This is a genomic window from Vibrio tasmaniensis (genome assembly GCF_024347635.1).
Taxonomy (GTDB): domain Bacteria; phylum Pseudomonadota; class Gammaproteobacteria; order Enterobacterales; family Vibrionaceae; genus Vibrio; species Vibrio tasmaniensis.
Genome location: NZ_AP025511.1, coordinates 647,614 through 671,430 on the forward strand (window position 1 = coordinate 647,614; position 23,817 = coordinate 671,430).

Annotated in this window: 19 protein-coding genes and 1 pseudogene; 11 read left to right on the plus strand and 9 right to left on the minus strand. The window is 43.7% G+C overall.

Annotated elements, in window-relative coordinates; translation table 11 throughout:
* Positions 1-3: 3 nt before the first annotated feature.
* On the minus strand, positions 4-1,221 hold the full coding sequence (locus tag OCV44_RS17185) for a ParA family protein (RefSeq protein WP_086050453.1): 1,218 nt from the start codon (positions 1,219-1,221) through the stop codon (positions 4-6).
* Between the two features lie 1,260 nt (positions 1,222-2,481).
* On the opposite strand from OCV44_RS17185, the gene OCV44_RS17190 reads away from it, so the two are divergent.
* On the plus strand, positions 2,482-4,461 hold the full coding sequence (locus OCV44_RS17190) for a replication initiator protein RctB domain-containing protein (protein ID WP_108202348.1): 1,980 nt from the start codon (positions 2,482-2,484) through the stop codon (positions 4,459-4,461).
* A 449-nt stretch (positions 4,462-4,910) separates the two neighbouring features.
* Here OCV44_RS17190 and OCV44_RS17195 read toward each other — a convergent pair whose 3' ends face one another.
* Genes OCV44_RS17195 through OCV44_RS17205 form a run of 3 tightly spaced genes read right to left on the minus strand, consistent with a single transcriptional unit; the run spans position 4,911 to position 7,219 of the window.
* The gene (locus tag OCV44_RS17195; RefSeq protein WP_139683653.1) at positions 4,911-5,456 is read right to left on the minus strand and encodes a transcriptional regulator; all 546 of its coding nucleotides are present in this window, start codon (positions 5,454-5,456) and stop codon (positions 4,911-4,913) included.
* Positions 5,453-6,385, minus strand: a complete 933-nt coding sequence (locus OCV44_RS17200) for an ATP-binding cassette domain-containing protein (RefSeq protein ID WP_139683652.1) — start codon at positions 6,383-6,385, stop codon at positions 5,453-5,455. Before OCV44_RS17200 ends, OCV44_RS17195 begins: the two co-directional genes overlap by 4 nt.
* A 9-nt stretch (positions 6,386-6,394) precedes the next feature.
* Entirely contained in the window at positions 6,395-7,219 is an 825-nt protein-coding gene (locus tag OCV44_RS17205; RefSeq protein ID WP_139683651.1) for an ABC transporter ATP-binding protein, read from the minus strand.
* Between the two features lie 361 nt (positions 7,220-7,580).
* On the opposite strand from OCV44_RS17205, the gene OCV44_RS17210 reads away from it, so the two are divergent.
* Both OCV44_RS17210 and OCV44_RS17215 read left to right on the plus strand, forming a co-directional pair.
* Positions 7,581-7,775, plus strand: coding sequence for a PA3496 family putative envelope integrity protein (locus tag OCV44_RS17210; RefSeq protein WP_004732575.1), 195 nt, complete (start codon positions 7,581-7,583; stop codon positions 7,773-7,775).
* 190 nt (positions 7,776-7,965) lie between these two features.
* Positions 7,966-8,526 (plus strand): NADAR family protein, encoded by a 561-nt coding sequence (locus tag OCV44_RS17215; RefSeq protein WP_139683650.1) that lies wholly within the window; start codon positions 7,966-7,968, stop codon positions 8,524-8,526.
* A gap of 180 nt (positions 8,527-8,706) precedes the next feature.
* Here OCV44_RS17215 and OCV44_RS17220 read toward each other — a convergent pair whose 3' ends face one another.
* Positions 8,707-9,465, minus strand: coding sequence for a substrate-binding periplasmic protein (locus tag OCV44_RS17220; protein WP_139683649.1), 759 nt, complete (start codon positions 9,463-9,465; stop codon positions 8,707-8,709).
* A gap of 88 nt (positions 9,466-9,553) precedes the next feature.
* Here OCV44_RS17220 and OCV44_RS17225 point away from each other — a divergent pair, with 88 nt between their 5' ends.
* Entirely contained in the window at positions 9,554-11,962 is a 2,409-nt protein-coding gene (locus OCV44_RS17225) for a response regulator (RefSeq protein ID WP_139683648.1), read from the plus strand.
* A gap of 353 nt (positions 11,963-12,315) precedes the next feature.
* Positions 12,316-12,975 carry an HAD family hydrolase gene (locus OCV44_RS17230; protein ID WP_139683647.1) on the plus strand — a complete coding sequence of 220 codons (660 nt, stop codon included), beginning with the start codon at positions 12,316-12,318 and terminating at the stop codon, positions 12,973-12,975.
* Between the two features lie 93 nt (positions 12,976-13,068).
* Here the strand turns inward: OCV44_RS17230 and OCV44_RS17235 are convergent, their stop codons facing one another.
* On the minus strand, positions 13,069-13,251 hold the full coding sequence (locus tag OCV44_RS17235) for a hypothetical protein (RefSeq protein WP_139683646.1): 183 nt from the start codon (positions 13,249-13,251) through the stop codon (positions 13,069-13,071).
* 155 nt (positions 13,252-13,406) lie between these two features.
* On the opposite strand from OCV44_RS17235, the gene hppD reads away from it, so the two are divergent.
* The 6 genes from hppD to OCV44_RS17265 all read left to right on the plus strand — a co-directional run bounded on the left by hppD (position 13,407) and on the right by OCV44_RS17265 (position 19,785).
* Positions 13,407-14,480 carry a 4-hydroxyphenylpyruvate dioxygenase gene (gene hppD, locus OCV44_RS17240; RefSeq protein WP_139683645.1) on the plus strand — a complete coding sequence of 358 codons (1,074 nt, stop codon included), beginning with the start codon at positions 13,407-13,409 and terminating at the stop codon, positions 14,478-14,480.
* Positions 14,473-15,603, plus strand: coding sequence for a homogentisate 1,2-dioxygenase (locus tag OCV44_RS17245; protein ID WP_017075602.1), 1,131 nt, complete (start codon positions 14,473-14,475; stop codon positions 15,601-15,603). The genes hppD and OCV44_RS17245 overlap by 8 nt, the downstream gene beginning before the upstream one ends.
* Positions 15,604-15,615: 12 nt before the next feature.
* The gene (locus OCV44_RS17250) at positions 15,616-16,653 is read left to right on the plus strand and encodes a fumarylacetoacetate hydrolase family protein (RefSeq protein WP_135383522.1); all 1,038 of its coding nucleotides are present in this window, start codon (positions 15,616-15,618) and stop codon (positions 16,651-16,653) included.
* Positions 16,654-16,674: 21 nt separating this feature from the next.
* Positions 16,675-17,373, plus strand: coding sequence for a maleylacetoacetate isomerase (gene maiA, locus OCV44_RS17255; protein ID WP_139683644.1), 699 nt, complete (start codon positions 16,675-16,677; stop codon positions 17,371-17,373).
* Positions 17,374-17,595: 222 nt separating this feature from the next.
* Positions 17,596-18,570: a DUF2860 domain-containing protein gene (locus tag OCV44_RS17260; RefSeq protein ID WP_170213683.1), complete on the plus strand. Its 975-nt coding sequence runs from the start codon at positions 17,596-17,598 to the stop codon at positions 18,568-18,570.
* A 9-nt stretch (positions 18,571-18,579) separates the two neighbouring features.
* Entirely contained in the window at positions 18,580-19,785 is a 1,206-nt protein-coding gene (locus OCV44_RS17265) for an alpha/beta hydrolase (protein ID WP_139683642.1), read from the plus strand.
* Positions 19,786-20,044: 259 nt separating this feature from the next.
* Here the strand turns inward: OCV44_RS17265 and OCV44_RS17270 are convergent, their stop codons facing one another.
* From OCV44_RS17270 to OCV44_RS17280, 3 genes and pseudogenes are all read right to left on the minus strand, one after another.
* A complete protein-coding gene (locus OCV44_RS17270) occupies positions 20,045-20,974 on the minus strand; it encodes a carbamate kinase (RefSeq protein ID WP_012601290.1) in 930 nt (309 codons plus the stop codon).
* A 446-nt stretch (positions 20,975-21,420) separates the two neighbouring features.
* Positions 21,421-21,567: pseudogene (locus OCV44_RS17275) on the minus strand (carboxypeptidase M32); the annotation flags it as partial.
* A 15-nt stretch (positions 21,568-21,582) separates the two neighbouring features.
* Positions 21,583-23,637 (minus strand): acetoacetate--CoA ligase, encoded by a 2,055-nt coding sequence (locus OCV44_RS17280; RefSeq protein ID WP_139683641.1) that lies wholly within the window; start codon positions 23,635-23,637, stop codon positions 21,583-21,585.
* Between the last annotated feature and the right edge of the window lie 180 nt (positions 23,638-23,817).

The following is a 23,817-nucleotide window of genomic DNA, read 5'->3' on the forward strand; positions in this document are numbered from 1 at the left end:
TTGTTATCCCTGATTAAGTGAAGGCCAGTTGCTATGTAATACACGCTCTAATTCTAGAGCACTTTTTTGTACTGCGTCTTGAGCGACAGCCAGAGTTTTCTTACCGCCCTCGAAGTCGCTGACCGTGAGGTCGAAAACCGTGCTGTAAGTGTCGGCACAAGTTTCAAAGGCTCGACTTCTTGGAATCGTGGCCATCATAACTTGGTCATTCAGCAGGTAGTTCATCTCAGTCAGAACCGATACCTGTTTTTTGTTGTCGTCTTCAAACATGGTTGGCATTAGACGAACAAACTCAAGCCCTTTCCAATCTTCCGGGAACATCTCATAAACTGTTGGTAAATGCTGGAAGAAGTTAACCGTTGAAGCCCAGTCCAAACGCTTGGCTGCACATGGAATTAAAAGTGCGTTCGACGCGTACATTGCATTCCACACTAACGGGTCAACGTGTGGCCCAGTATCAATCATGATCACATCAAAATCATCGGCGATTTTATCGATAAGCTTTTCTTTCAAAAGACGAACAATATCAAGTGATTGGTCTCTAGACAGGCTTTGCCATGCTTCAGCGTTAAACATCGCATCTTCTGGGAACGCAGAAATAGTCTTCAAGTTTGGATACTGAGTTGGTAACAGCACGTTCTTACGTAAGAATTCTAGGTCAACATCCTGCTCTTCTGGCACATTATCCAACATGATGTCGACTGCAGAATAAATGCTGTCGTGCTCTGCACCACTAATTTGTGGGTTCAAGAACAGACGCAAAGAGCCTTGTGGATCCAAGTCAATCAGACAGATACGGTAGCGCTTATCTAAATTTAGAGACAAACAAGCAGCTAAGTGAACTGCCGTCATCGATTTACCCGTACCACCCTTTTGGTTTTGTACGTTGATAATCCATGGTTTGTTGTCAGCATGCTGCTTACGTTGGTGGAACTTTGGCACTTCTGCCGCGTCCATCAACATATGAGCTTCTGTCAATGAAATCGAGTAGTGATTGGCGTTGTTCTTTGTAAACTGATGGCCATCAGCTTCAAGTTTAGTGATCGCTTCATCGAGTTTACGACGGGTTAAACCAGAACGAGTCTCCATCATAGCTTTAGACATTGGAGGGAAATGTTCATCACTTCGCTCTTCCAAAATAATCTCAATTCGGTCAGCCTGAACTTGTTGAGTTTGTTCGGCTAGCTGATAGAGCTTATCAATCGTTTGTTCTCTTTTCATTGCCAGTTTCCGTAATGATTAACTAAGCACAAATTGTACAGCGATTAACAACAAACACAACAAAAACATGAACGTTCATTTATGAGCAAAATCACATAAAATAGACAGTTTTTTTACAATGTGATGAAACATCGCATCAAATTAATGCTAAAAGTCATTATTTTTATCATGCATAATCATGCTATTTCTAGCTTACATTTAAAATGTTACAGCATCACTTATTTACAATGTAAATGTAAATACAACTAAAAATCTTCGGAACGATTGAAACACAACCATAGATTACGGTTAGTGTTATTTGCATTCGAATTTATAGATTTTCAAATCACAAAAAATTAAAAACGTTCAATGGACAAAAAATTCAAAAAAGAAGAGATAATGGAGCGTCAAAAAACAACAGAGGATTAGAGCCAGGACGGAAGAATGATCAAGGAACACATCTAATGTAAGAGAATTAGTCACACCAAATTATGAAGCATGATCAAGGCGTAAACTGAGCAATATTGATCCGAGCAACTGCACATTAGAAATGATCAACTTCCGGAAAAATGATCAAGTAAATATAGTTCCGGAAGCATATAATTTAAGAGCTAACTTACGGACAAATGCTTTTGTAATGGGGATTCAACGCCTATAAGACCTCCTTGGCTAGAAATTCCATCTGCACAGAGCGAGAATACACAAACATAACAATTTCATGATCATGCTTCCTATTTAGCGCCCACCAACGCTAAATACATCAAAGCAATCCATTTTCAACAGATACAGACTGATTTTTGTACTCAATAGGGCGGGAACGATAAAAAAGTACCATCACTTGATCATTGTTCCGATAGATTGGCCATCAAAAATATCCACATTGATGAGTATGAAGTGACTTAGAAGATGATGTTAAATTCCGGTCTGTGGATAAGCTGTATAAGTATAATGATCATGCTTTCGAGCCAATAATGATCATGCTTACAATGACTTAATGATCATACTTCTGATGTTCTGTGATCATGCTTTCTTAGGTTTAATGATCATAGTTTCGGGTTTATTATGATCATGCTTTCCAAGGGTTTTTATTTTACACCTTTAAATTCAGCAACTTAAAACCAAAAGAACACCCGGATCATTAGATCACTTAATCATTTAAGATCATATTAATCAAAAAGATCAGTTATTTAAAAGCCAATAAATTCTCTTTATTTATGATCATTCTTTCTTTATCATTCAGGAACTATAGTGAAATTACGGTTAGTGTGATACGGATCAATAATGAAACCAGAAGAGAAATTATTAATTAAGGCACGAAGCCACAAAGATGGTCATTTATTCGAGGTATCTGAAACAGCCGTTGAATGGATAGAGCAATATCAACACTTTAAAGGTGTCACCAAAAGCATCGTTGAGCTTCTTAACCTAATTTCACTTCGTGGGTTTAGCAGTAAAGACGGTTACGTTTCCACTACCGAAATTATTGAATCAACCGATGGTCAAGTTACTCGTGCTGCCTTACAGCAAAGGTTAAGAGCGGCAGTAAGTATAGGTCTTTTCAAGCAAATCCCGGTTCGCTTTGAAGAAGGCTTGGCCGGTAAAACCATGTTGCATCGCTTTGTAAACCCTAATCAATTGATATCGGTACTAGGTGCCACCAGCTTGGTGACAGAAAGCGTCAAGCAAAACGAGAAGCAAAAGCGCTCTAAAGCCTTAGCTCAAACCAAAGTCAACAAGCGCTTACTGAATGAACACGGACTGAATACTCCTCCAACGATGAAAGACGAAGCGGATCAATTCATTGTTTCACCAACCAATTGGGCGGGGATTATTGATCAAGCCTTGGCGCCACCTAGAACGCGTAAGAGTTACCAGAAATCTATGGTTTCGATCTCAGGCACTCGAGCAGTGATCGAGACACGATCTTCTAAAAATATCATGACGGTTGACGATCTGATGACGTTGTTCGCGTTATTCACGCTTACTGTTCAGTATCATGATCATCACCAAGATGATTATCATTTAGACGCTAAACACACACCGAACAAAACCCCTCTGTACATCACGGATATTTTGTCTTTGCGTGGCAAGAAAGACAGCGGCCCAGCACGCGACTCGATTCGCGACAGTATTGATCGTATCGAATTTACGGATTTCCAATTGCATGAGCTTACAGGCCGTTGGCTTAGTGAGAACATGCCAGAAGGCTTTAAGAGTGATCGTTTCCGATTCTTAGCTAGAACCATTACCGCATCGGAAGAAGCGCCTACAGAGGGCTCTGACGGCGAAATTCGCATTAAACCGAATCTATACATCCTTGTTTGGGAACCTTCGTTCTACGAAGAGCTACTCACTCGTGATTATTTCTTCCTATTCCCGCCAGAAATCCTGAAGCAACATACCTTGGTTTTCCAAATGTATTCGTACTTTAGAAGCCGTATGGCACGTCGCCATTCAGATTGTATGCTGCTCAGCGAGCTCAACCAGAAGTTAGCTCGTAACATTGATTGGCGTCGTTTCTCGATGGATCTGATCCGCGAGCTTAGAAAGCTGGGTGAAGTAGGGGATCAAGAAGATACTTTCCTGGTTAACCTTTGGGGTTATCACTTGACGATCACCGCGTTGATCGAAAAAGGCAAAACGACCGATTATCAGGTTGATATCAAATGTAATGTGGAAGAAGTCTTACGTTACTCAAGAGCACGCACCACCAACGCAGGCAAACGTAATATGGCGCCAACGCTACCGAACCCATTGCGTAACGAAATGGTGTCTAAGCAGAAGTTGGAAGAATTATCCGAGATTATCGATGGTGAGTTTGAGCCAATTCAGCGCAAAGCACCGTCACCAAGAGGCAAATTGGGACGTCGAGTTAAGCAGCGTAAACACTCTGTTGAGATTAACGCTGACGAGATCATGATAACTCTCTCTAAATATACCTCTGCAGAGGCTCTAGAACGCAGCATAACGGCTTTATCTGCTATGACAGGGCACTCACATGCTTCAATCAAAGAAGAGTGCTCAGAGCTCATTGAGAAGCTTGATTGGTTGAGAGTAGGGGAGGACGTTATCCCATACGAAACACTGAGTCGTTTAATTGAGCTTTATAACGACCGTGATAGCACCAGCAATCGACACTTGTCCATCGAGCGTTTGATCTCTGGTTTAGCTGTGCGTCGTAAAGTGTGTAAACAAGTTCACGAAGGTCATTTAGACGAAAACGTGTTCTTAGCGCTCGACGAAATGGCGATTGGCCACTAGTCACTAACCACCAATCACTGTCACTGATCACTAGTGACTACTCATCCGAAAGAAGCCTGTATTTACGGCCGACGAATAGACAGTTTGAACACATTAGGTGCTGATTAAAACCGCACCTAACGCTGACAAAGTGATGACAATGTAGCGCATCCAGTTGATTATTATTTATCCCGAATAGACAACCTTTTGTCCTTTCTTATGATTAATAGATTGGCTCATATTTTGTTACATCATACTGAATAGATTTTTGCGAGTTCCTAAGGGACTCGCTTTTTTTTGCCTGAAATTCGGATAATCATTAATATTCAAAAGCTTACCAGTTAAATTCTACAGATTATGGAGTCGGTTCCTGAAGCATGATCAAGGCGAGATCATACTTTCTATGGAGCTTATTTTTGATGGGGTTCAGCTTTGATGCTTGATCAAACATGGCTGAATCGAGGAGTGGATCAGTGCAGTTGACGTAGAGCCGTGCCTTGATCATCGTTCTGGTGTTGACTTGCCATAAAGCGTACATGCGATTCGATCAATTTTTCTGATTCTTCTTTCCAGTGCGGTTCTTGTTGTTGGTTAGTAAACTCCAAAGCCAATACGCATAAGTGCTGTAGCCGCTGTGTACACCACTCTTGTAAATCAGGTTCTGATTTTGGATTGCAAGACACAGCTTGCAGCTTGCTATAGGCAAACATCAGGTATTGGAAAGCCTTTTCCTGATGGTGCGAGCCATTCGGTTCGTTTGAGAGCGATGATGGGCTTGATGTTGGAGGCATTGCTGATGTCGTTAACGTTTCGTCTCTATGTCGATAAAACGCAAAGATTCTCAGACATCCGTCTAACCAGCAGGCGATACCTTTGCTCTGTTCATCCGTGATCAAAGGCCCCCAGAGTGCGTCTGGAGGCGTTAAGATCAAAGGCTCTAACTGTTCCACTTGATCATGCTTTCGGTTTTTGTACCAATTTCCGATCCGTTCTAACCAAGTGTCTAGTTCATTCATGCAACGTTATCCCACTGTTTTACATAGTGATTATCAGATATTTGCTTGATCTCACTCTGTATTTCACTGCTTTGCTCTCGAATACGATCTGCGTCTATGGAATAGTTTGGCTCATTTTTGACGAGTTCGCCAAATGGTAGATCGGGATCGGGCACGGCAGAGATCAATAACTTAGTGTACGGGTGTTGTGGGTTGGTTAAGATCGACTGGGTTGATCCCCATTCAACGATCTGCCCTTTGTACATTACTGCCGTCTCTTCAGCGATGTAGTGTGCTGTTGCGAGATCGTGAGTAATATATAAAAAACCTATTCCTAGTTCTTTCTTCATTCTCTGCATAAGGTTTAGAACACCGAGCCGTATTGAAACATCCAGCATCGAGGTGGGTTCGTCGGCAAGGATAACCTCAGCACCGACAGCAAGCGCTCTTGCTAAGTTAATCCGCTGTCTTTGGCCGCCACTGAGCTCATGAGGGTATTTAGCGAGAGTTTCTATGGGCAACTCCACCAGCGTTAATAACTCATTGAGACGCTCTGTGAGAGCTTGTTTCGTAGCTACTTGCTTGTGGATCTTAAGCGGTCGCGTTAAGTGGTGTTCAATGGTGTGGGTTGGATTGAGTGAGCCAAATGGGTCTTGAAATATCATTTGCACGCGGCTTCGGTAATCCAAAATATCTTTACGACTTTTTAAGGTAGAAATATCTCTGCCATTGAACAGTATTTCTCCCTCTGTTGGCGGGTACACCTTGGTCATCAGTCGGGCGCATGTACTTTTCCCGCAACCTGATTCGCCAACCAGTGCCAATGTTTTACCTGCATGTAAATCAAAACTTACCCCATGCAGTGCTCTAAAGATCTCTTCTTTGCCAAATCCACCTCCAACAGTGAACTCTTTAACGAGGTTTTTTACTTGAAAAATAGGTTGTGACATGGAGCTCTCCTAGCACGCTGTTGCGTGAGCATGTTCGTGAATATTAGGGAAAGAACTCCATAGCTTTTGGGTGTAGGAGTGCTGAGGGTTATTGCGAATCTCATGGGCTTGGTTGACTTCAACTATCTGTCCATGACGCATGATGGCAATGCGATCGCACAGTTGGCTCATTAGTGCGAGGTCGTGAGTGATAAACAATATTGAGAAACCAAACTCTTCTCTGAGTTGATGTATCTGCTGCAGAATTTCGCGTTGTACAACCACATCCAGTGCTGTTGTCGGCTCATCCATGATAATCAACTTAGGGTTGAGCGCGAGAGCTATCGCAATAACCAAACGTTGACGCATCCCACCGCTAAACTGGTGCGGGTACTCGGTTAGACGGTGGCGAGGGATATTGACTAGGTCGAGTAACTTTTCGGCGCGATCTTTGGCTTGCTCATTGTTCATACCCTTGTGGTGGCGCAATACATCGGCAAACTGTTCTTCAATGGTCAGTACAGGGTTAAGCGAGTTCATCGCGCTCTGGAACACCATTGCGATCTCACTCCAGCGTAAGGTGTTCAAGTTGCTGTCCGATAAGCTCAGCAGATCTTGCCCGCCAAACAGTATTTGCCCGCCAGAGATGAAAGCCGGTGGCTTATGCAGGCGGTTAATGGCAAATGCGATGGTACTTTTGCCACATCCTGACTCTCCCGCTAAACCAAAAATCTCGCCTTGGCCTATGTTAAAGCTTACGGATTTTACGGCATTAAAATCGCCGTCATCGGTAATGTAATCGACACATAGATTCTTCACTTCGAGAAGAGGTGTCTCTGAATTTTCCCTAGACATGATAAACACTCAGTTATGATATTGATAACTATTATCATTAGCATGTGTTGAATTTAGTGAAAGAGAAGAGCACAAAAAGAATGAAGTGACTCGAATTATTTTTTGGTTATTTCATGAAGTTTCAGCGGGAAATAGGAAATGAGAACGAGGAAAATGAGAGGTGGATCAAACCACATTTCTTATGGGGAATCTTTTAAATGTAATGGCAGAAAATGGCTTTGGCAAAGTTTAAATGAGGCATTTATTAATTAGCTTTGTGAAGCGTCGGAATCATCACATTTCAGTACAGAATTGCTTAACAAGCGAAATAGCATTTGCTACAGATTACCTGTCCATTACATGGTGCTTTTCGGAGGAAAACATGTCCATTAATTCTATCAACCATGACGAAATGACAAATATTGCAAATAAGTGGGATGCTGAAGAAGAAGTATCTTTCAAACCAGAAAAGAAAATGAAGTCTGCTGAAGCTCGTCGTCGTATTGAAGCTCTAAGAGAAATCAGAGAAAGCGGTTTTAGTCTGGAAGAAGCGAGGGAGCTAGGTCTAATTCATTAACAATCCCCATTGCATTTAGAAGGGTGGCGCACCGCCACCCTTTGATTTATATGCCTTTTTTAAAGAGACTTGTGCTTTTTATAAGTAAACCACTCTCCTTGCCTCTCACTATTTAAATCCATTGTCCTTCCTCTACATTATTTGTTCTCAACTAAAAACATGCCCTTGGCATACTCTTTAACTAAGTTGTTTGACAGTTATATGCAACGCCACTAATTTTAAAGTTAAAGCAAAAATATGCGATGTTGTTGGTAAGGAGAAGGCTATGTGTAATTCGGTGGCTAGAGCCAAAGAAGTGCTGTTCTATGAACCTGAAGATCCAAACGGGTACTTGTCAAATTTTGCTGCTTGTCCTATCAAAGTTGACGATCAAGTTTGGGCGACCAGCGAGCATTATTATCAAGCGATGAAGTTTGCCTCCAAGATACTTCGCAATACTATTCTGAAAGCTAGCACACCTGCCGAAGCATTCTCTTTAAGCCGTGATTATGAAGACCAAGTTCGGGAAGATTGGTATGACATTCGTGTTGAAGTTATGCAGTTCATTGTCACAGAGAAGTTCAAGCAGAATCCACAGTTTGCGCTGTTTCTTGTCAATACCGGAGATTCGGTGATCAAAGAACATTCGCACAAAGACCACTTCTGGGGGGATGGTGGCGATGGAACCGGCAAGAACCATTTAGGCAAGATTCTGATGGCAGTACGACAAGAGCTTCGTACTCAGCAGCTGAATTTGATCGCTTCGCATTAAATGAATCAACTCGAGCTCTATGGATACGTTTGTGATCTATCACTAATAAATTAAGGCCGCTCTGTAAGCTTACAGAGCGGCCTTTTTATTGTCAGTTTTCTAAGGTTGACCCAAAGTACAAAAACGTGTCGCGAAGTCATTCATGAGTAATTGGCTAATCAAGTTAGAGCTAGCCAAGTGCTATAGATAGTTTTGTACGATGTCGTTGAGCTGACCATCGTCTTTCATTTGGTCGAGGCGCTGGTCGATGAAGCTTTGCAGTTTAGGATCCATCTCTGGGTCAAATGCTAAATGGATGGGGTAGTTATTGATCACTGAGCCAAACTCTTGCATCTGGTAGTCATCAATACTGAGTTTCTGCTCATTTAGGTTGTATTTGATTCGAGATTCCATTTCAACAAAAACGGTATCACCCGGAGTTCGGTTTAATACACGAAAAGCCGCACTGTAATCTTTAACTCGAATCTCGTTCAGCTTACCTTGTTTGATGTATGGCTCTAGATTCGGATATTCAAACCCCACCAGCAATACCACTGCTTTTCCGTTTAAATCATCGATAGTGCTGAACTCAAATGGCTTCTTACCGCTGCTGAGCAACACGTGTTTTACATTGTAAATCGGATCTTTAGACAGATTAACAGATTGGATATTTCCCCAGCTCGGACTGCCATAGGTGACCCAGTTTGGGTTCTCTCTCGCATCGAGCTTGTCGATCATTCGGTTGAAAGGGTAGGTGTGGTAATCGATCTCGTATTGGCTGTCGTCAAATACGGCTTCAACAATATCCGAAACCATTCCTCTGTGAGATGACCCGTCAGTTTCGATCTGAAAAGGTTGCGCTTGGCTTGCAATAATGTAGTAGTGAACAGGTTCGCTTGAAAAAGCATAACTGCTTGAAAACAAACTGACTATGGATGCAACTATTAGATTTTTTTTCATAACCTTCCCTAGTTATTTGATGAATGACTACTATTATACTAGTTGAGTAATTGTAGTTTGCTAGGATAACAATAATGGTAATTTTTGTATGGTGAATAAAGGAAAACGATATATTGGACTCTCCCGACAGTTGATCGGGGTAATCATCGCAATCAGTACCTTATTCACAGTCATAGTGACAGGTCTAGGTTTGTATGTGGAGTACCAAAATCGAGTTTCTTTTATCAGTTCTCAGATCGAACAGGTTAAGGATGGTTATCTTTCCGGCTTAACCGCCAGTTTGTGGGTTGAAGACAGAGAGCAACTGTTTGTGCAAGCTGAAGGTATCTCCCGCTTACCCTCGGTCAGTTATCTGTTAATAGAAAGCCCCGATGAAAAAATTTTAGAATTAGGTCAACAGACGTCCGGTCAGTCTTATTCTCAATCTTGGGATATGGTGCATCAGATGGGAGGCTCAGAGTTCCAACTGGCGACGCTCACGGTGCAGTCTGATCTGAGTATGATTCTCAACGACTTTGAAGATCGGGTCTTATTATTGCTCGCCTTCGAAGCAGTTAAAATCTTCTTATTGTCTTTGGTATGTTTAACCATCGTCTACCGCCTTGTAGTCAAGCGCTTAATGACCATGTCTTCTCAGATCAACCATCAACAGGTTGAAGACAACAAACCGCGATTTTTAACACCCACTAACTCTACATACAGTGATGAGATCTCGACACTAGAGAGTAGCTACAATCAGTCGATTGAACGTATTCGTCAACAATACCAAGAATTAGAAAAAGCCAAAGATACTGCTGAGGTAGCGAACCGTAACAAGAGTGAATTTCTTGCCAACATGAGCCACGAAATCCGCACTCCAATGAACGGGATTATCGGGTTATCGTCTCTGCTTTCTGAAATGGATATGCCGAAAGAGCAAAAAGAGTATGTCGACATGCTCAACACCTCTTCGCTCACTCTACTTGATTTAATCAATGACATTCTCGACTACTCGAAGATTGAAGCGGGTCGTTTAGAGCTTCAGCAAGAACCGATGAAAATGATGGGTATTGCTGCCGATGTAGAGTCGACTTTCAGAGTTAAAGCCGAGCAAAAAGGCCTCAAATTCCAACTGGCGATTGATCCTAAGATCCCAACCATGGTGATTGGCGATGGCACTCAGTTAAGACAAGTACTGAATAACCTAGTTGGCAATGCCATCAAATTTACCGAACATGGTCATGTCATGCTCTCACTTCGTTTAGAAGAAGTCATAGAGCCGGAACAAAAGCTCAGAGTGAAATTTGAGGTGACAGATAGTGGTATTGGTATCGCAGAAGATAAGCAACAATCGGTATTCGATAAGTTTCAACAAGCCGACGGTAGCACCACCCGCATCTACGGAGGCACGGGGCTTGGTCTTACGATATGCGATAAGATCGTGACCTTAATGGGCAGTAAGCTTGAGCTAACCAGTGTCGTAGGTAAGGGAAGTACATTCTACTTTACCGCTGACTTTGACCCGAGCTTAGACGTTGACGAGAGCAACATAGATTTTAATAAAGTCTCGGTACTTCTGGTTGATGACAGCCAGCTGAACATGCGTATTACCTCAACACAACTTCAATCATTCGGCGTTAAATCCGAGTGCTGTGAAACCGCCACTCAAGCGTTAGAGCTTGTTTCAGAGTCTGTGGCGAAGTCGTTGCCTTATGATCTGGTGCTGATTGATAAAGTGATGCCGTCTATTGATGGATTCCAATTAGCAAGAAGTTTGATTGAGCGTTTTGACAAAGCTTGTCCGAAGCTAGTGATGATTTCTGCCGACCCACGAAAACAAGATGAAGCACGCGCCAAGCAAGTGGGTTTTGTAGCCTACATTGCTCGCCCTTATCAAGATAATCAGCTTAAATGGACGCTGAGTGAAGTTCTGGCGAGAGCGGCTGATACCTCAACCTTTACCTATCCAAATAGAGGTGAGGTCGCGTTTAAAGACAACGAGCCAGTGCCACTCACCACATCAGCGACCTCTGCTCAAACCAAACAATCCGGTCAACAAGCTCCAATCAAAGAAGAATCAAAACCTGTCGCGGTTGCCAAGGAATTTAGCGGCAAAGTCTTGGTCGTTGAAGATTCTAGAGTGAATCAACAAGTCGCTAAAATGATGCTTAAGAAGCTGGGGTTTGAGGTGGATATTGCAGACAACGGTGAAATTGGTGTCGAGAAATTTAAGGCCAACGACTATGTGATGATTTTCATGGATTGCCAGATGCCGGTTCTAGATGGTTTCGAAGCGACTAAACAGATCAGAGCGCTCGAAGAGGGTTCGTCAAAACATGTCCCAATTGTTGCGCTGACGGCCAACGTCGTGCAACGAGACAAGCATTTGTGTTTCGATGTAGGAATGGATGAGTTTTTGCCAAAGCCTGTTAACCAAGGAAAGCTGAGAGAGATCGTTGTCAGTTTCTTGTCGAAAGGTAGTGAGTCGAGCAAGGAGCATGAGCAAAAAATAGTGTAGGTTCAATTAGCTGATGTCTCGCTAAAGCATATCCAACTCTATAAGAAACTCCGACAGAATCAGTCGGAGTTTCTTTTTTTTTGCTAATGAGCACTTGGTTAGCCAATACATCTCGTTAGCTAAATACACATAGTTATTTAAATACATATAGTTAAATAACTATGTGTATCAATACTGATTGAATCCATAAGCTGTTGTATTTAAGAAAACAAGCATGTGGTGATTGTCATAGCCGTGAAATACAACTGCCACGAAAATATGCTCTTAATGTCACAATCCCGTTATAGCATGCAGCCAACTAGAACTATGGTTTAGTTTTAACCTTAACGAAATTCAACCTGTGAGAGCCTAAGATGTTCAAACCTTTGTATGTATTTGATATGGATGAAACGCTGATCAATGCCGATGCAGCGATGCTCTGGAATGAGTTCTTGGTTGAAAAGGGCATTGCCACTGCGCCCAATTTTATTGAAGAAGATAAGCGCTTAATGGGCCTGTATTCGGAAGGCAAACTGAACATGGAAGATTACCTAACATTTTCCATGCTGCCGTTAGCCGATATGCCAATAGAGCAAGTCACCGCATTGGTGGAAGAGTGTGTTGAACAGCATATTTTGCCTAGACAGTTCAAGCAGTCGAAACCTTTGATTGAGCAGCTTGATAATGATGATATCGACATGTTGATTATCTCTGCCAGCGTCACTTTCCTAGTAGAAGCGGTCGGTCGCAAGATTGGTATTGAGAACGCACTCGGTATCGACTTGATTGAAAAACAAGGCCGTTTTACTTCTCAAATATCAGGTGTGCCAAGCTACCGTGAAGGTAAAGTCACCCGTTTAAAAGAATGGTTAGACAATCAAGAAACCAACTACTCAGACATTCACTTTTATACGGATTCAATTAACGACTTACCTTTGTGTGAACACGCTGACTTTGCTTACTTGGTGAATCCATGCCCGCGTTTGAAAGCACTGGCTGAACAACCGAATTGGTCGATTCTCAACTGGGATTAACGCGAATCCTATATTCGAATTAGCTTCGTTCTAGAACTCATCAAGCCGCTGACACAGCGGCTTTTTTGCGTCATCAGTCTAATGTTCGATTTATTACCTTAGCTGACAAAAGGATGCATGTAACAATTCAATAACATCTCTTACTCTGCTGTAAATCAAACCACCATCTTTCAATCCCTTGATAGCACTCACTTTCTTGTCTTGATGGTTTGCGTGTAACAAATATTTTACAAATTGACGGGGTTTCATCGAAATTGCCCATTTTCCTCCACCCATTCCATTATCTCGGCTTGTGGGCCAAATTTAATTAAGGACAAAAAACATACAGCATCTTTCGCGTAAGAAAAAGTCATGTAATAGAAAGCACGCAATAAGAAGTCACGTAAATAAAAACACGTAATACAAAACCAATAGGTACAAGGAGAAAGTTCATGGTGGAGTCATACAACCCGCTTGGCACGGATGGATTCGAGTTTGTTGAATACACGGCTGTTGACCACAAGGGAATTGAGCAACTTAAAGCGCTGTTTGTGTCACTTGGTTTTGCTGAGGTCGCCAAGCACCGTTCAAAAGAGGCTTGGCTGTATCGACAAGGTGACATCAACTTTATCGTCAATGAACAGCCTCACAGCCAAGCGGCAGCGTTCGCTAAAGTGCATGGGCCATCGGTGTGCAGCATGGCTTTTCGTGTCAACGAAGCAACGGCGGCAATGGAGCAAGCGTTTAAGGGCGGTGGTGAAGAGTACAAGACAGAAATAGGGCCGATGGAACTGAGCATTCCTGCCATTTACGGCATCGGTAAAAGCCTGCTCTATTTTGTGGATCGTTATGGCAAGCAGAGCATCTATGACGTCGATTTCCGATTCTATGATGATGCAGAACAGCGCATGGCAGAAGCTAACGTTGGCTTGTATGAAATCGACCACCTCACGCACAACGTTAAGCAAGGCAATATGGATGTGTGGTCTGGGTTCTATGAGCGTCTTGGTAACTTCCGTGAGATTCGTTACTTCGACATTGAAGGCAAGCTGACAGGCCTTGTGAGCCGCGCCATGACCTCACCGTGTGGCAAAATCCGTATTCCTATCAATGAGTCTTCCGACGACAAATCACAAATCGAAGAGTTTATTCGCGAATACAACGGCGAAGGTATCCAACACATCGCACTCGCCACCGATGACATCTACAAAACCGTGAAGACTCTGCGTGATCGCGGCATGGACTTTATGCCAACCCCAGATACCTACTATGAGAAAGTTGACGATCGTGTGAAAGGACACGGTGAAGACACTGATCTGTTGCGTGACCTACGCGTTCTGATTGATGGCGCACCGACCAAAGACGGCATCTTGCTGCAAATTTTCACGCAGACGGTAATCGGGCCTGTGTTCTTTGAAATCATTCAGCGTAAAGGCAACGAAGGCTTTGGCGAAGGTAACTTCAAGGCGCTGTTTGAATCGATTGAAGAGGACCAGATTCGTCGAGGAGTATTAGACGATGCATAAATGGATCTCGTTTCCTCATCGGGAGGGTGTGTGCTCTAAACAAGCGCATGCCGACTTCCCCGAAGAGGCAATTTATGAGCGAGAGGCGGGCCGAAGTGGATTCTTCGGCCCTGCCGCTCATTTTCACCACCAACATGCCCCAACAGGTTGGTCGGAGTGGGAGGGCGATTTACGCCCTCGCGCTTTTGATTTTACGCTGGTGGAGAAAGCCAGCCAGATAACGCCTTGGGCGGTGCCTCATCTTTTGCACAATGCGGACTGCAAAATTCGTGTGTGGCGCATGGATGAGAAGATGGATTTCTTAGTGCGTAATTCCGATGGTGATGAGCTGCTGTTCATTCATCAAGGCAGCGCCGATCTCTATTGTGACTATGGTCATCTAGCGGTGAGTGAAGGGGATTACGTGATGATCCCGCGCTCGACCAACTGGCGCTTAGAGCCAAGCGAGCCGATGTTTATCTTGATGATTGAGAACACTGACGCGGCTTACTCCTTGCCAGAGAAAGGCATGGTCGGTAATCACGCGGTGTTTGATCCGGCGGTGCTCGACATCCCTTCAATCAATGATCAATTCCGCGCTCAGTATTCAGAAAACCAGACTCAGGTTCAGGTGAAGCGCCACGACAAAGTCAGCGTGATCACCTATCCGTTCAATCCATTGGATGCAATTGGCTGGCATGGCGACTTAGCGGTGGTGAAAGTGAATTGGCGCGATATCAGACCGCTGATGTCGCATCGCTACCACTTGCCACCTTCTGCACATACGACGTTTGTTGGCGCAGGCTTTGTAGTGTGCACCTTTGTACCACGCCCGATTGAGAGCGACCCAGGTGCATTGAAAGTGCCGTTCTACCACAACAATGATGACTACGACGAAGTGCTGTTCTATCACGCTGGTGACTTCTTCAGTCGCGACAATATTGAAGCGGGCATGGTGACTTTCCACCCCGCGGGTTTCACGCATGGGCCTCATCCAAAGGCTTTTAAAGCGGGTCAGGCGCATAAGAAGAAGTTTACCGACGAAGTGGCGGTGATGATCGATACTCGCCATGCGCTGCAGTTCTCTGATGAACTCGATAGCGTTGAGAACAAAGAATATGTCTACAGTTGGCAAGAGAAGTAAGGGGCAACAAGGATGAAATTAGCAACCAAGAAAAATGGCACTCGCGACGGTCTATTGATGGTCGTAAGTAAAGATCTTAAACAATGTGTAGCTGCCACCGAAATTTTCCATGCGATGCATCTAGCGCCAACCATGCAGGTAGCATTGGATAACTGGGACAGCGTGGCTTCTCAGTTAGAAGAGTTATACACCTCGTTAAACAACGGACATGTCACAGGCAGTGAAGTGTTTGCACCTCAGTATTGTGAATCACCTCTGCCCCGTGCTTATCAATGGGCTGATGGCAGCGCGTATGTAAACCACGTTGAATTGGTGCGTAAAGCACGTGGTGCTGAAATGCCAGAAAGCTTCTGGGTCGATCCATTAATGTATCAAGGCGGCTCAGACGCGTTTATCGGCCCTCGTGACAATATCGAATTTGCCAGCGACGAATGGGGCATCGATTTCGAAGGTGAGGTCGCGATTGTGACCGGTGACGTGCCAATGGGTGCAAGTGCTAAACAGGCGCACGAGTCGATTCGATTACTGATGTTGGTGAACGATGTGTCGCTGCGCGGCTTGATTCCGGCTGAGCTCGCGAAAGGCTTTGGCTTCTTCCAGTCTAAACCGTCTTCGGCGTTTTCTCCGGTTGCGGTAACACCTGATGAGCTTGGCGAGCAATGGAGAGGCAGCAAGGTGCATCTGCCACTGACTTCAACCTACAACGACGCACCTTTTGGATGCCCGAATGCAGGTGTGGATATGACCTTCAACTTTGCAGAATTAGTTGTTCACGCTGCGAAAACTCGCCCACTATCGGCCGGTGCAATCATTGGCTCGGGCACGGTTTCCAATAAGCAAGGCACTGACCATGGCACCTCAATTGCCGAGGGCGGTGTGGGTTATTCATGCATAGCTGAAGTTCGTATGATTGAGACCATCCGCGATGGTAAACCTTCGACTCAATTTATGTCGTTTGGCGATTCGATCAAGCTTGAGATGTTTGATGCGGCAGGTGATTCTATTTTTGGCGCGATAGACCAAAAAGTGAGCCAGTATCGAGGGCTATAATCCACGTAATAGGGTTTCAGTATGAGCGAGAGCATCGTGAACAAGAACATTATACTTTACGGTTACTGGCGCTCGTCCGCAGCCTATCGAGTGCGTATTGGATTGAACCTAAAGCAACTCAACTATGAGTCGAAATCGGTGCATTTGGTGCGTAATGGCGGCGAGCAACATGATCCACAATATCGCGAACTCAATGCCAGTGAGTTAGTGCCTGTGCTGGTGGATGGTGACGTTCAACTCAATCAGTCACTGGCTATTCTTCAGTATCTCGATGAGCACTATTCTTGTAAGAGTAGCCCGGAAGTCTCGCTGATTCCTGAGCAAACACCACTGCGCTATCAAGCACTGGCGATGGCTCAGGATATTGCGATGGAAATTCATCCTCTTAATAACCTGCGCGTGTTGCAATATTTGGAGAGAGAATTATCTTGCGAACAAGAGATGAAAATGGATTGGCTTCACTATTGGATGAGCCAAGGTTTTCGAGCAGTTGAAGAGAAGTTAGCGAAGCACAGAAAAGCACATGGCGATTCAGTTTATAGCCTCACGGATTCGCCCTGTATCGTCGATGTTTGCATAGTGCCGCAGGTGTATAACGCGCTGCGCTTTGGCGTTGATATGTCGCCGTATCCGCTGATTAATTCGATTGTTGAAGCGTGTAACCAGTTACCCGCTTTTATTGAGGCGATGCCTGAGAATCAAGTTGATATGAACGAATAGCCACAGTTAAAAGCGGATCTCAGATTTAGCGAGTGATAAGAGTAGAAAGGCCTTCATAGTATTAAAGCTGTGTCGGCTCGTTTGTTTGCTCTTCATTTGCAGAACTCATCGGTTGCCTTGAATTTCATTGTCAATTTGACTTATTTTTCACAATGCGTTGCCTATCATTTCTCAAACAGAGGGTTATGTCCTTTAAATTTAAGCGAAATGAAAGAGGAACGCATGAAAAAACTAACGTTGACGACTATTGCACTGTCGGTATCTTTTGCGGTTAACGCGAATGAACTTGGCGAATCTGGTTTTAGTGGAGAGGTTTCTGGCTTTATCGGAATGAGCTCTGAGACATCAAACTTCAATACTGATACCAAGAAAAAAACGGGCGTTCTCAATACCAAAGGAGAATCAGATTCTGGGCTAGCGGCCGCTCCTCTGGGACAGATTCGTTACACATTCGGTTCGGACAACAATCATCAAGTGTTTACTGGTACATCTAGAGACGATTTGGCGGTGGGTGATTTCGTTTTAGAACTCGGTTACAAGCACGGCTTTGGTGAAAACTCGTCGATCGCGTTTTCTTATTTACCGTCCATGGGGGGTGAAACGTGGGCTGACCCGTTTATTACTGGTGACGACCGTGAAGTTACTGACTTTTCAAGCAATGCTTATCGTGCAAAGTACGACAACATTTTGGATTCAAATTTTTCTGCGGACTTTGCTTACTACACCATTGAACTTGATAAAGAAAATTCAGGTATGTTCCAAACGGGCTCGGCCATTAAATCTCTGGATAGAGATGGCAATGGTCTTTACTCAAAGATCTCATACTCCCATCAGTTAAGTTCTAATTCGATCCTTGAACCTTCTGTGTTGTACAAGACGTTCTCTGCCGATGGTGACGCGATGTCTAATGCTGAGATTGGCACAGAGCTAACTTACAAAGCATTTTATGGTCGCCACGCTTTTGCTTTATCGGGCAAATACAGTTCAGTGAGCTTCGATGATACGCATGTTTTTTTCAACAAAAAGCAAAAAGACAGCAAGTTTGGGGCTTTTGGCGCGTATGAGTTTGACAAGTTAATGGGCTGGGAGAATGTCTCATTTAACGCGCTTGCAGGCTACGATGTCACAACGTCAAACATCGAGTTTTACGAGAAATCTGAACTCATTGTTGGCGTTGGCGCAACCTATAAATTCTAAGAGGTCGATATGAAAAAAATACTTCTCGCGAGCCTTATCTCTTACGCGGTAGCGACTCCAGTACTTGCCCAGGATGACAACATGACGGCACATACCGCATTTAAGTCTGACTTGGCCGAAAATCAAGATCACTTTTACCGTTCTCTTCGTGTTAGTGAATGGGAAGATATGGGGTTAGAAAAATCTGATTTTACCAATACCGTGAAGCGTCTTAAATCCAGCACGAAAGATGGTTTGCTCGATAGTAACAATGAGAATAGAAAAGGTTTCTGGACTTACGAGTTTACTCTGTCGGCACAAGCCATTGAGACTCAAGCAGTTCAACACAATCTGGCTGAAAGCTACGATCGAGCATCAGCGGCTTATCTTGTCGCGGCGTACCCGAACCTTCATCGACCTAATGAAATCATTGCGATGGAAAAAGCGGTCGAGATGTACCTAAAAGCCGCTGAAATACGCGGTGAAAATGTGCAAAAGGTGATGATGAAGCGAGAGGATGGGCGAAGCATCGTAGGTCTTTTGCACCTCCCTAAGACAAGCACTAACAACTTGCCAGCAGTAATGTGGTCGGGTGGTGTTGATAAAACATTAATCGAACACAAACACAGTATTAAGCCGATGATCGACAAAGGTTATGCCGTATTAACCTTTGATATTCCGGGAGCAGGCTTAGACTATAAAAACCATATAGAAGTTGGCGATGAGCGAGCTTCTCATGTGGCGACGTTTAACTTCTTAAGCTCCATTCAGGAAGTCGATAGCACACGCATTGGAGTGTTAGGCTCTTCTGGCGCAGGCCCATCTCTCTTGGACTTTGCTCTGAACCAAAAAGGCTTAAAAGCTGTGGTTGCTCGGTGCGCGTTAGTCGATGGACCGATTGGCAAAACTGAAACACTGAAGTTTATCCCTCGAATGTCATCGGACTCTTTCATTGCGAGAATCGGTGGCGATATTTCAGATATGTCTTATTTCGAACAGATGGCTCCTCAGTTTTCTTTAAACAATAAAGGGCTGTTTGACGGAAAGGCGAGAATCGATGTGCCTCTTCTCGCGATAAACACTAAAAAAGATCCTATTGCGATGCCAGAGGATGTGAAGAAAACTGCTTCATTATCGAGTAAGGGAGAAGTCTACATTTCTGATGAATTTGGCCACTGCCCAGACAGCAAAGCGGCTAGCGACAAAATTATTCAGTTTTTATCTGACAATATTTAACGGAATTAAGCCAAGCTGAATAAATTCTATGACGAAAAGCCCTTCATGGTGTTAAATCCTTGGAGGGCTACTTATTTCGACGTTATGGTTTGTTATATTTCTGGACTTTATGTATTCATTCATTTCAGGTTTAATTTCTAATTTTATTAATATTTATCTCATTTAGCATTGAAATGGTACTAATAAAATAAGCCTCATTATAATTAAATAAGAGGCTTGTAATAGATTTCATATTAGTAGTATTTATCACTCGATAAGATTAGTAATAAACAATACCTTCGCCTTTCGTTATCAGAGTGCCAGCTTCATTGGTGATTATTTTATCTAAATCAAATAATGAACCAATCGCCGCATTACCTAAGCCAGCTTCAACGAATTTACAAACGGCATCAATTTTGGGCCCCATAGAACCAGCAGGGAATGAAAATTCTGCTAAACCAGCAGGCGTTGCTTGCTTCATTTCTGCTTGGTCTTCTTTACCATAGTTACGGAAAATTGAACCATCGGTTAAGATAATAAATAAGTCAGCATGGATTTTTTCAGCGAGTAGTTCGGCCGTAAGATCTTTGTCAATGACGCACTCTACGCCAGTACTCTTACCTTGCTCAATACTCACGGGAACACCGCCGCCGCCGCAAGCGATAACCAGGTTTTCTGTATCTAGAAGTGTCTCAATTTGCTGAATTTCAACAATGCTTTTTGGCATAGGAGAAGGCACAACGCGTCGGTAGTACTCGCCATCAGCTTTAAACTGCATTGTGCTTTGAGCCATTAACTCTTTAGCTCGTTGCTCTGTATATACAGGGCCAACAAATTTCGTCGGGTTAGCAAACGCAGGGTCTTTTTTGCATACTTCAGTTTGCGTGACTAGCGTAGCTACGTCTAATTCAGGGTCAATGTTTCTTAGCTCTTGTTGTAACATGTAGCCCACCATGCCACAGGTTTGGGATCCGAGCACATCCATTGGATATGGTGTCGTCTCTGGAGAGTATTCGCTATAAGCTGCGTTTTGCTCCATCAACAAACCCACTTGTGGGCCATTACCATGAACGATAACAATCTCATGCTCGCGTGCTATCGCAGCAATACTCGCCGCTGATTTGATGATATTTTCACGTTGGTTCTCAGCCGTTAATGCTTGGCCTCTTGCTAAAAGAGCGTTACCGCCTAAAGCTAATACTATGCGCATGATAATGTCTCCGATCATTTAATAATGATTTTAGTTATTTTACGTAGGGATTAACCGCTTGTTTCTAATTAGATTCAAGCTTATTAATAACAATGACTAGGTTTTTTAATTACTCTTAAGTAATTAACATGCCGAGATAGTATGGGAAAATAATCGTTCTAAATGTGATAGCCATCAAATTATCATTTCACTAGAAATGGAGCGGTGGAAAAGGAAATTATTATTATTCGATTAAATATCCATAAGCTTGTGTGTAATCTAGCGGTGGCGTCTTTTTTGGTATAAATGATTCGTCTTTAGTGAATATTATCTCTGGCTATAAAATGATTAATTTAACACTTTTGTTTTAAATATGACGCTCAGATCGCATTAAGAGCTTTAGAAAATGTGCGAAGCCAAACATAGGAGAGGGGGCATAAGCTTAAAGAGTGGTTTCGATTCGGTTTTTATCGGCTAATCAAGTGCTGCTTAAAGTGTTCAGCATTTAGTGTTTCTCCCGTTGTTTGCTTCACGAAGTTATCGGTTTTCAATCGGCTGCCTTTACTTTGGATGTTATCTGACAGCCACGTGAAAATTGGAGATAGCTCGCCACGTTCTTGGTCTAAATACTAAGGCGAAACAACGCGCTTTATCTCTTCCAAAACCTCTGCGTTGGCGATTGCTCCGAGGTTTTCTACTCGTTTGCCATTGATCACCTGTTTCACCGCCAATTCCACCAGTTTGCCAGAGCGTGTTTTTGGCACATCGCTGATCGCAAATATCTGGCTTGGTACATGCCTTGGCGAGCAAGAGGACTTGAGTTTACTTTTGATGGCTGTCAGTAACGTTTCATCTAGACTCACATCTTGCTGCAGTTGAACAAACAGCCATATCTGCTCATTGCGGTCGATGTCTTTACCGACTGCGATGGAATCGATGATGCCCTCAATGGTGTTCACTTGTTGATAGATCTCGGCAGTCCCAATTCTTACCCCACCTGGGTTGAGTGTGGTGTCGCCTCGCCCGTAGAACAGATAGCCGCCATGCTGGCTCTGTGCGACTTCGTCACCGTGATGCCACACATTATCGAACCTATCCCAATAGGTGCTGTGGTAGCGCTCTCCGGTGTCATTCCAAAAGCCTGCGGGGAAGTTGGGGAGGGAATTTGTACACACTAATTCGCCACGTTCGTGATCGACCTTGTGACCAGAAGAGTTGAACACCTTTATGTCGACACCGAGCCCTGCCTGTTGACACTCACCGCGATACACCGGCGAGATAGGGTTGCCTAAAACAAAGCAGCCACAAATATCTGTCCCTCCAGAAATTGAGGCTAAATGCAGGTCTTGTTTGATGTGTTTGTAGACGTAATCGAATTGCTCAGGGTAGAGCACTGAACCCGTAGAGCACAGTGTTCTTAAATGAGGAAGTGAGTGACTGTCGATTGGCGAGAGTTCGGCTTTCTCAATCGCCTCTAGATACTTGGCTGAGGTGCCAAACAGCGATACATTCGCACGCTGTGCCAAGTCCCACAGTACATTGGGTTGTGGGTAAACTGGACTGCCGTCAAAGATTACCAAACAAGCACCGCTCGCGAGGGCAGAGACGTGCCAGTTCCACATCATCCAACCACAAGTGGTGTAGTAGAATACGCGATCGTTTGGCTTAACATCGCAGTGAAGTTGATGCTCTTTTAGGTGATTGATGGTGGTGCCACCGACAGAATGCACAATGCACTTTGGCTTGCCGGTGGTGCCGGAAGAATAGAGTACAAACAGTGGTTCATTAAAGTTCACACGAGTAAATCGAAGAGGCTTTGGTTGATAGAGACTAATGATGTTTTTCCAACTTTGGATCGACACACCATGTTTAACGTCGTTTTTCTTTAAATCGCCCTTCTCTAAATCACGAGTCGGTTTCAAATAACCGATCTCACACACCTGTTTTAATTCGTTTAAGTGCTCAACGATTTCACGGTTCTTGTCCGTCATATCGAACGTTTTGCCATTGAAGGTGTAGCCATCACAGGTTAACAGTACCTTAGGTTTCACTTGGCCAAATCGCTCAATCACACTCTCGACGCCAAAATCAGGCGAAGTCGATGTCCAAATCGCACCCAAGCTAGTAGTTGCCAACATCGCAATCACGGTTTGAGGAAGGTAAGGGGTATAAGCAGCAACTACATCACCTTGTTGAACACCTATATCGACAAGCCATTGTTGAACGTTAGATACTTCCTTACACAAGTTTTGCCATGTGTAGCTTTGATGCTCGCCACGCTCATTCTCAAACCAAATCGCAAGCTCGTTTGGTAACGTTTTTGATGAGTGCAGCAAGTTTTCGGCGTAGTTAACTTGAGCATTCGGAAACCACACCGCATCGCGATTCGATTTTGACTGTTGCCAACGGCTCTCGCCTTGAGTTTTGATGAGCTCTCTTTGTGCGTTATCAATACTGTCTTGCGAGCCCACCATTCCACAAAACTGCCAAACGTTCTGCCAAAACGATTCGGGATGTTCCACAGACCATTGATGAAGCTCCGTGTAGTTTTTCCATTCCGTCCCTAGCCTTAAGTCTTGTGGCTTTAATCCTGACAGAGTGAGGCTATCCATAAATCGGGTTACGTTGGCGTGTGCGATACGCTGGTCGCTAGGCTGCCAAACTGGCTTATTGCTTTCGTGCATTCCTTTACCTTTACCTTTAACAAAACGTTAACGATTTCAGTCTGGTATTTAGGTTTTACAAAGTCAAAAGATCAGCAAAATAAGGGTGCGGCGGAACTGTGTAAATAAAATGTTACACGATCGCTTGTTTCGAAAAATCGCGCAAATTGGCGGATATATGGAGTGGAGATAGGCTTAAAG

Coding starts and splice junctions, on each gene's coding strand:
- OCV44_RS17225 (WP_139683648.1), top strand. CDS start 9,554: ATGGTGAATAAAGGAAAACGATATATTGGACTCTCCCGACAGTTGATC.
- OCV44_RS17235 (WP_139683646.1), bottom strand. CDS start 13,251: ATGGGTGGAGGAAAATGGGCAATTTCGATGAAACCCCGTCAATTTGTA.
- OCV44_RS17280 (WP_139683641.1), bottom strand. CDS start 23,637: ATGCACGAAAGCAATAAGCCAGTTTGGCAGCCTAGCGACCAGCGTATC.
- OCV44_RS17270 (WP_012601290.1), bottom strand. CDS start 20,974: ATGCGCATAGTATTAGCTTTAGGCGGTAACGCTCTTTTAGCAAGAGGC.
- OCV44_RS17245 (WP_017075602.1), top strand. CDS start 14,473: ATGCATAAATGGATCTCGTTTCCTCATCGGGAGGGTGTGTGCTCTAAA.
- OCV44_RS17250 (WP_135383522.1), top strand. CDS start 15,616: ATGAAATTAGCAACCAAGAAAAATGGCACTCGCGACGGTCTATTGATG.
- OCV44_RS17190 (WP_108202348.1), top strand. CDS start 2,482: ATGAAACCAGAAGAGAAATTATTAATTAAGGCACGAAGCCACAAAGAT.
- OCV44_RS17205 (WP_139683651.1), bottom strand. CDS start 7,219: ATGTCTAGGGAAAATTCAGAGACACCTCTTCTCGAAGTGAAGAATCTA.
- OCV44_RS17185 (WP_086050453.1), bottom strand. CDS start 1,221: ATGAAAAGAGAACAAACGATTGATAAGCTCTATCAGCTAGCCGAACAA.
- OCV44_RS17195 (WP_139683653.1), bottom strand. CDS start 5,456: ATGAATGAACTAGACACTTGGTTAGAACGGATCGGAAATTGGTACAAA.
- OCV44_RS17265 (WP_139683642.1), top strand. CDS start 18,580: ATGAAAAAAATACTTCTCGCGAGCCTTATCTCTTACGCGGTAGCGACT.
- OCV44_RS17230 (WP_139683647.1), top strand. CDS start 12,316: ATGTTCAAACCTTTGTATGTATTTGATATGGATGAAACGCTGATCAAT.
- maiA (WP_139683644.1), top strand. CDS start 16,675: ATGAGCGAGAGCATCGTGAACAAGAACATTATACTTTACGGTTACTGG.
- OCV44_RS17210 (WP_004732575.1), top strand. CDS start 7,581: ATGTCCATTAATTCTATCAACCATGACGAAATGACAAATATTGCAAAT.
- OCV44_RS17220 (WP_139683649.1), bottom strand. CDS start 9,465: ATGAAAAAAAATCTAATAGTTGCATCCATAGTCAGTTTGTTTTCAAGC.
- OCV44_RS17260 (WP_170213683.1), top strand. CDS start 17,596: ATGAAAAAACTAACGTTGACGACTATTGCACTGTCGGTATCTTTTGCG.
- hppD (WP_139683645.1), top strand. CDS start 13,407: ATGGTGGAGTCATACAACCCGCTTGGCACGGATGGATTCGAGTTTGTT.
- OCV44_RS17200 (WP_139683652.1), bottom strand. CDS start 6,385: ATGTCACAACCTATTTTTCAAGTAAAAAACCTCGTTAAAGAGTTCACT.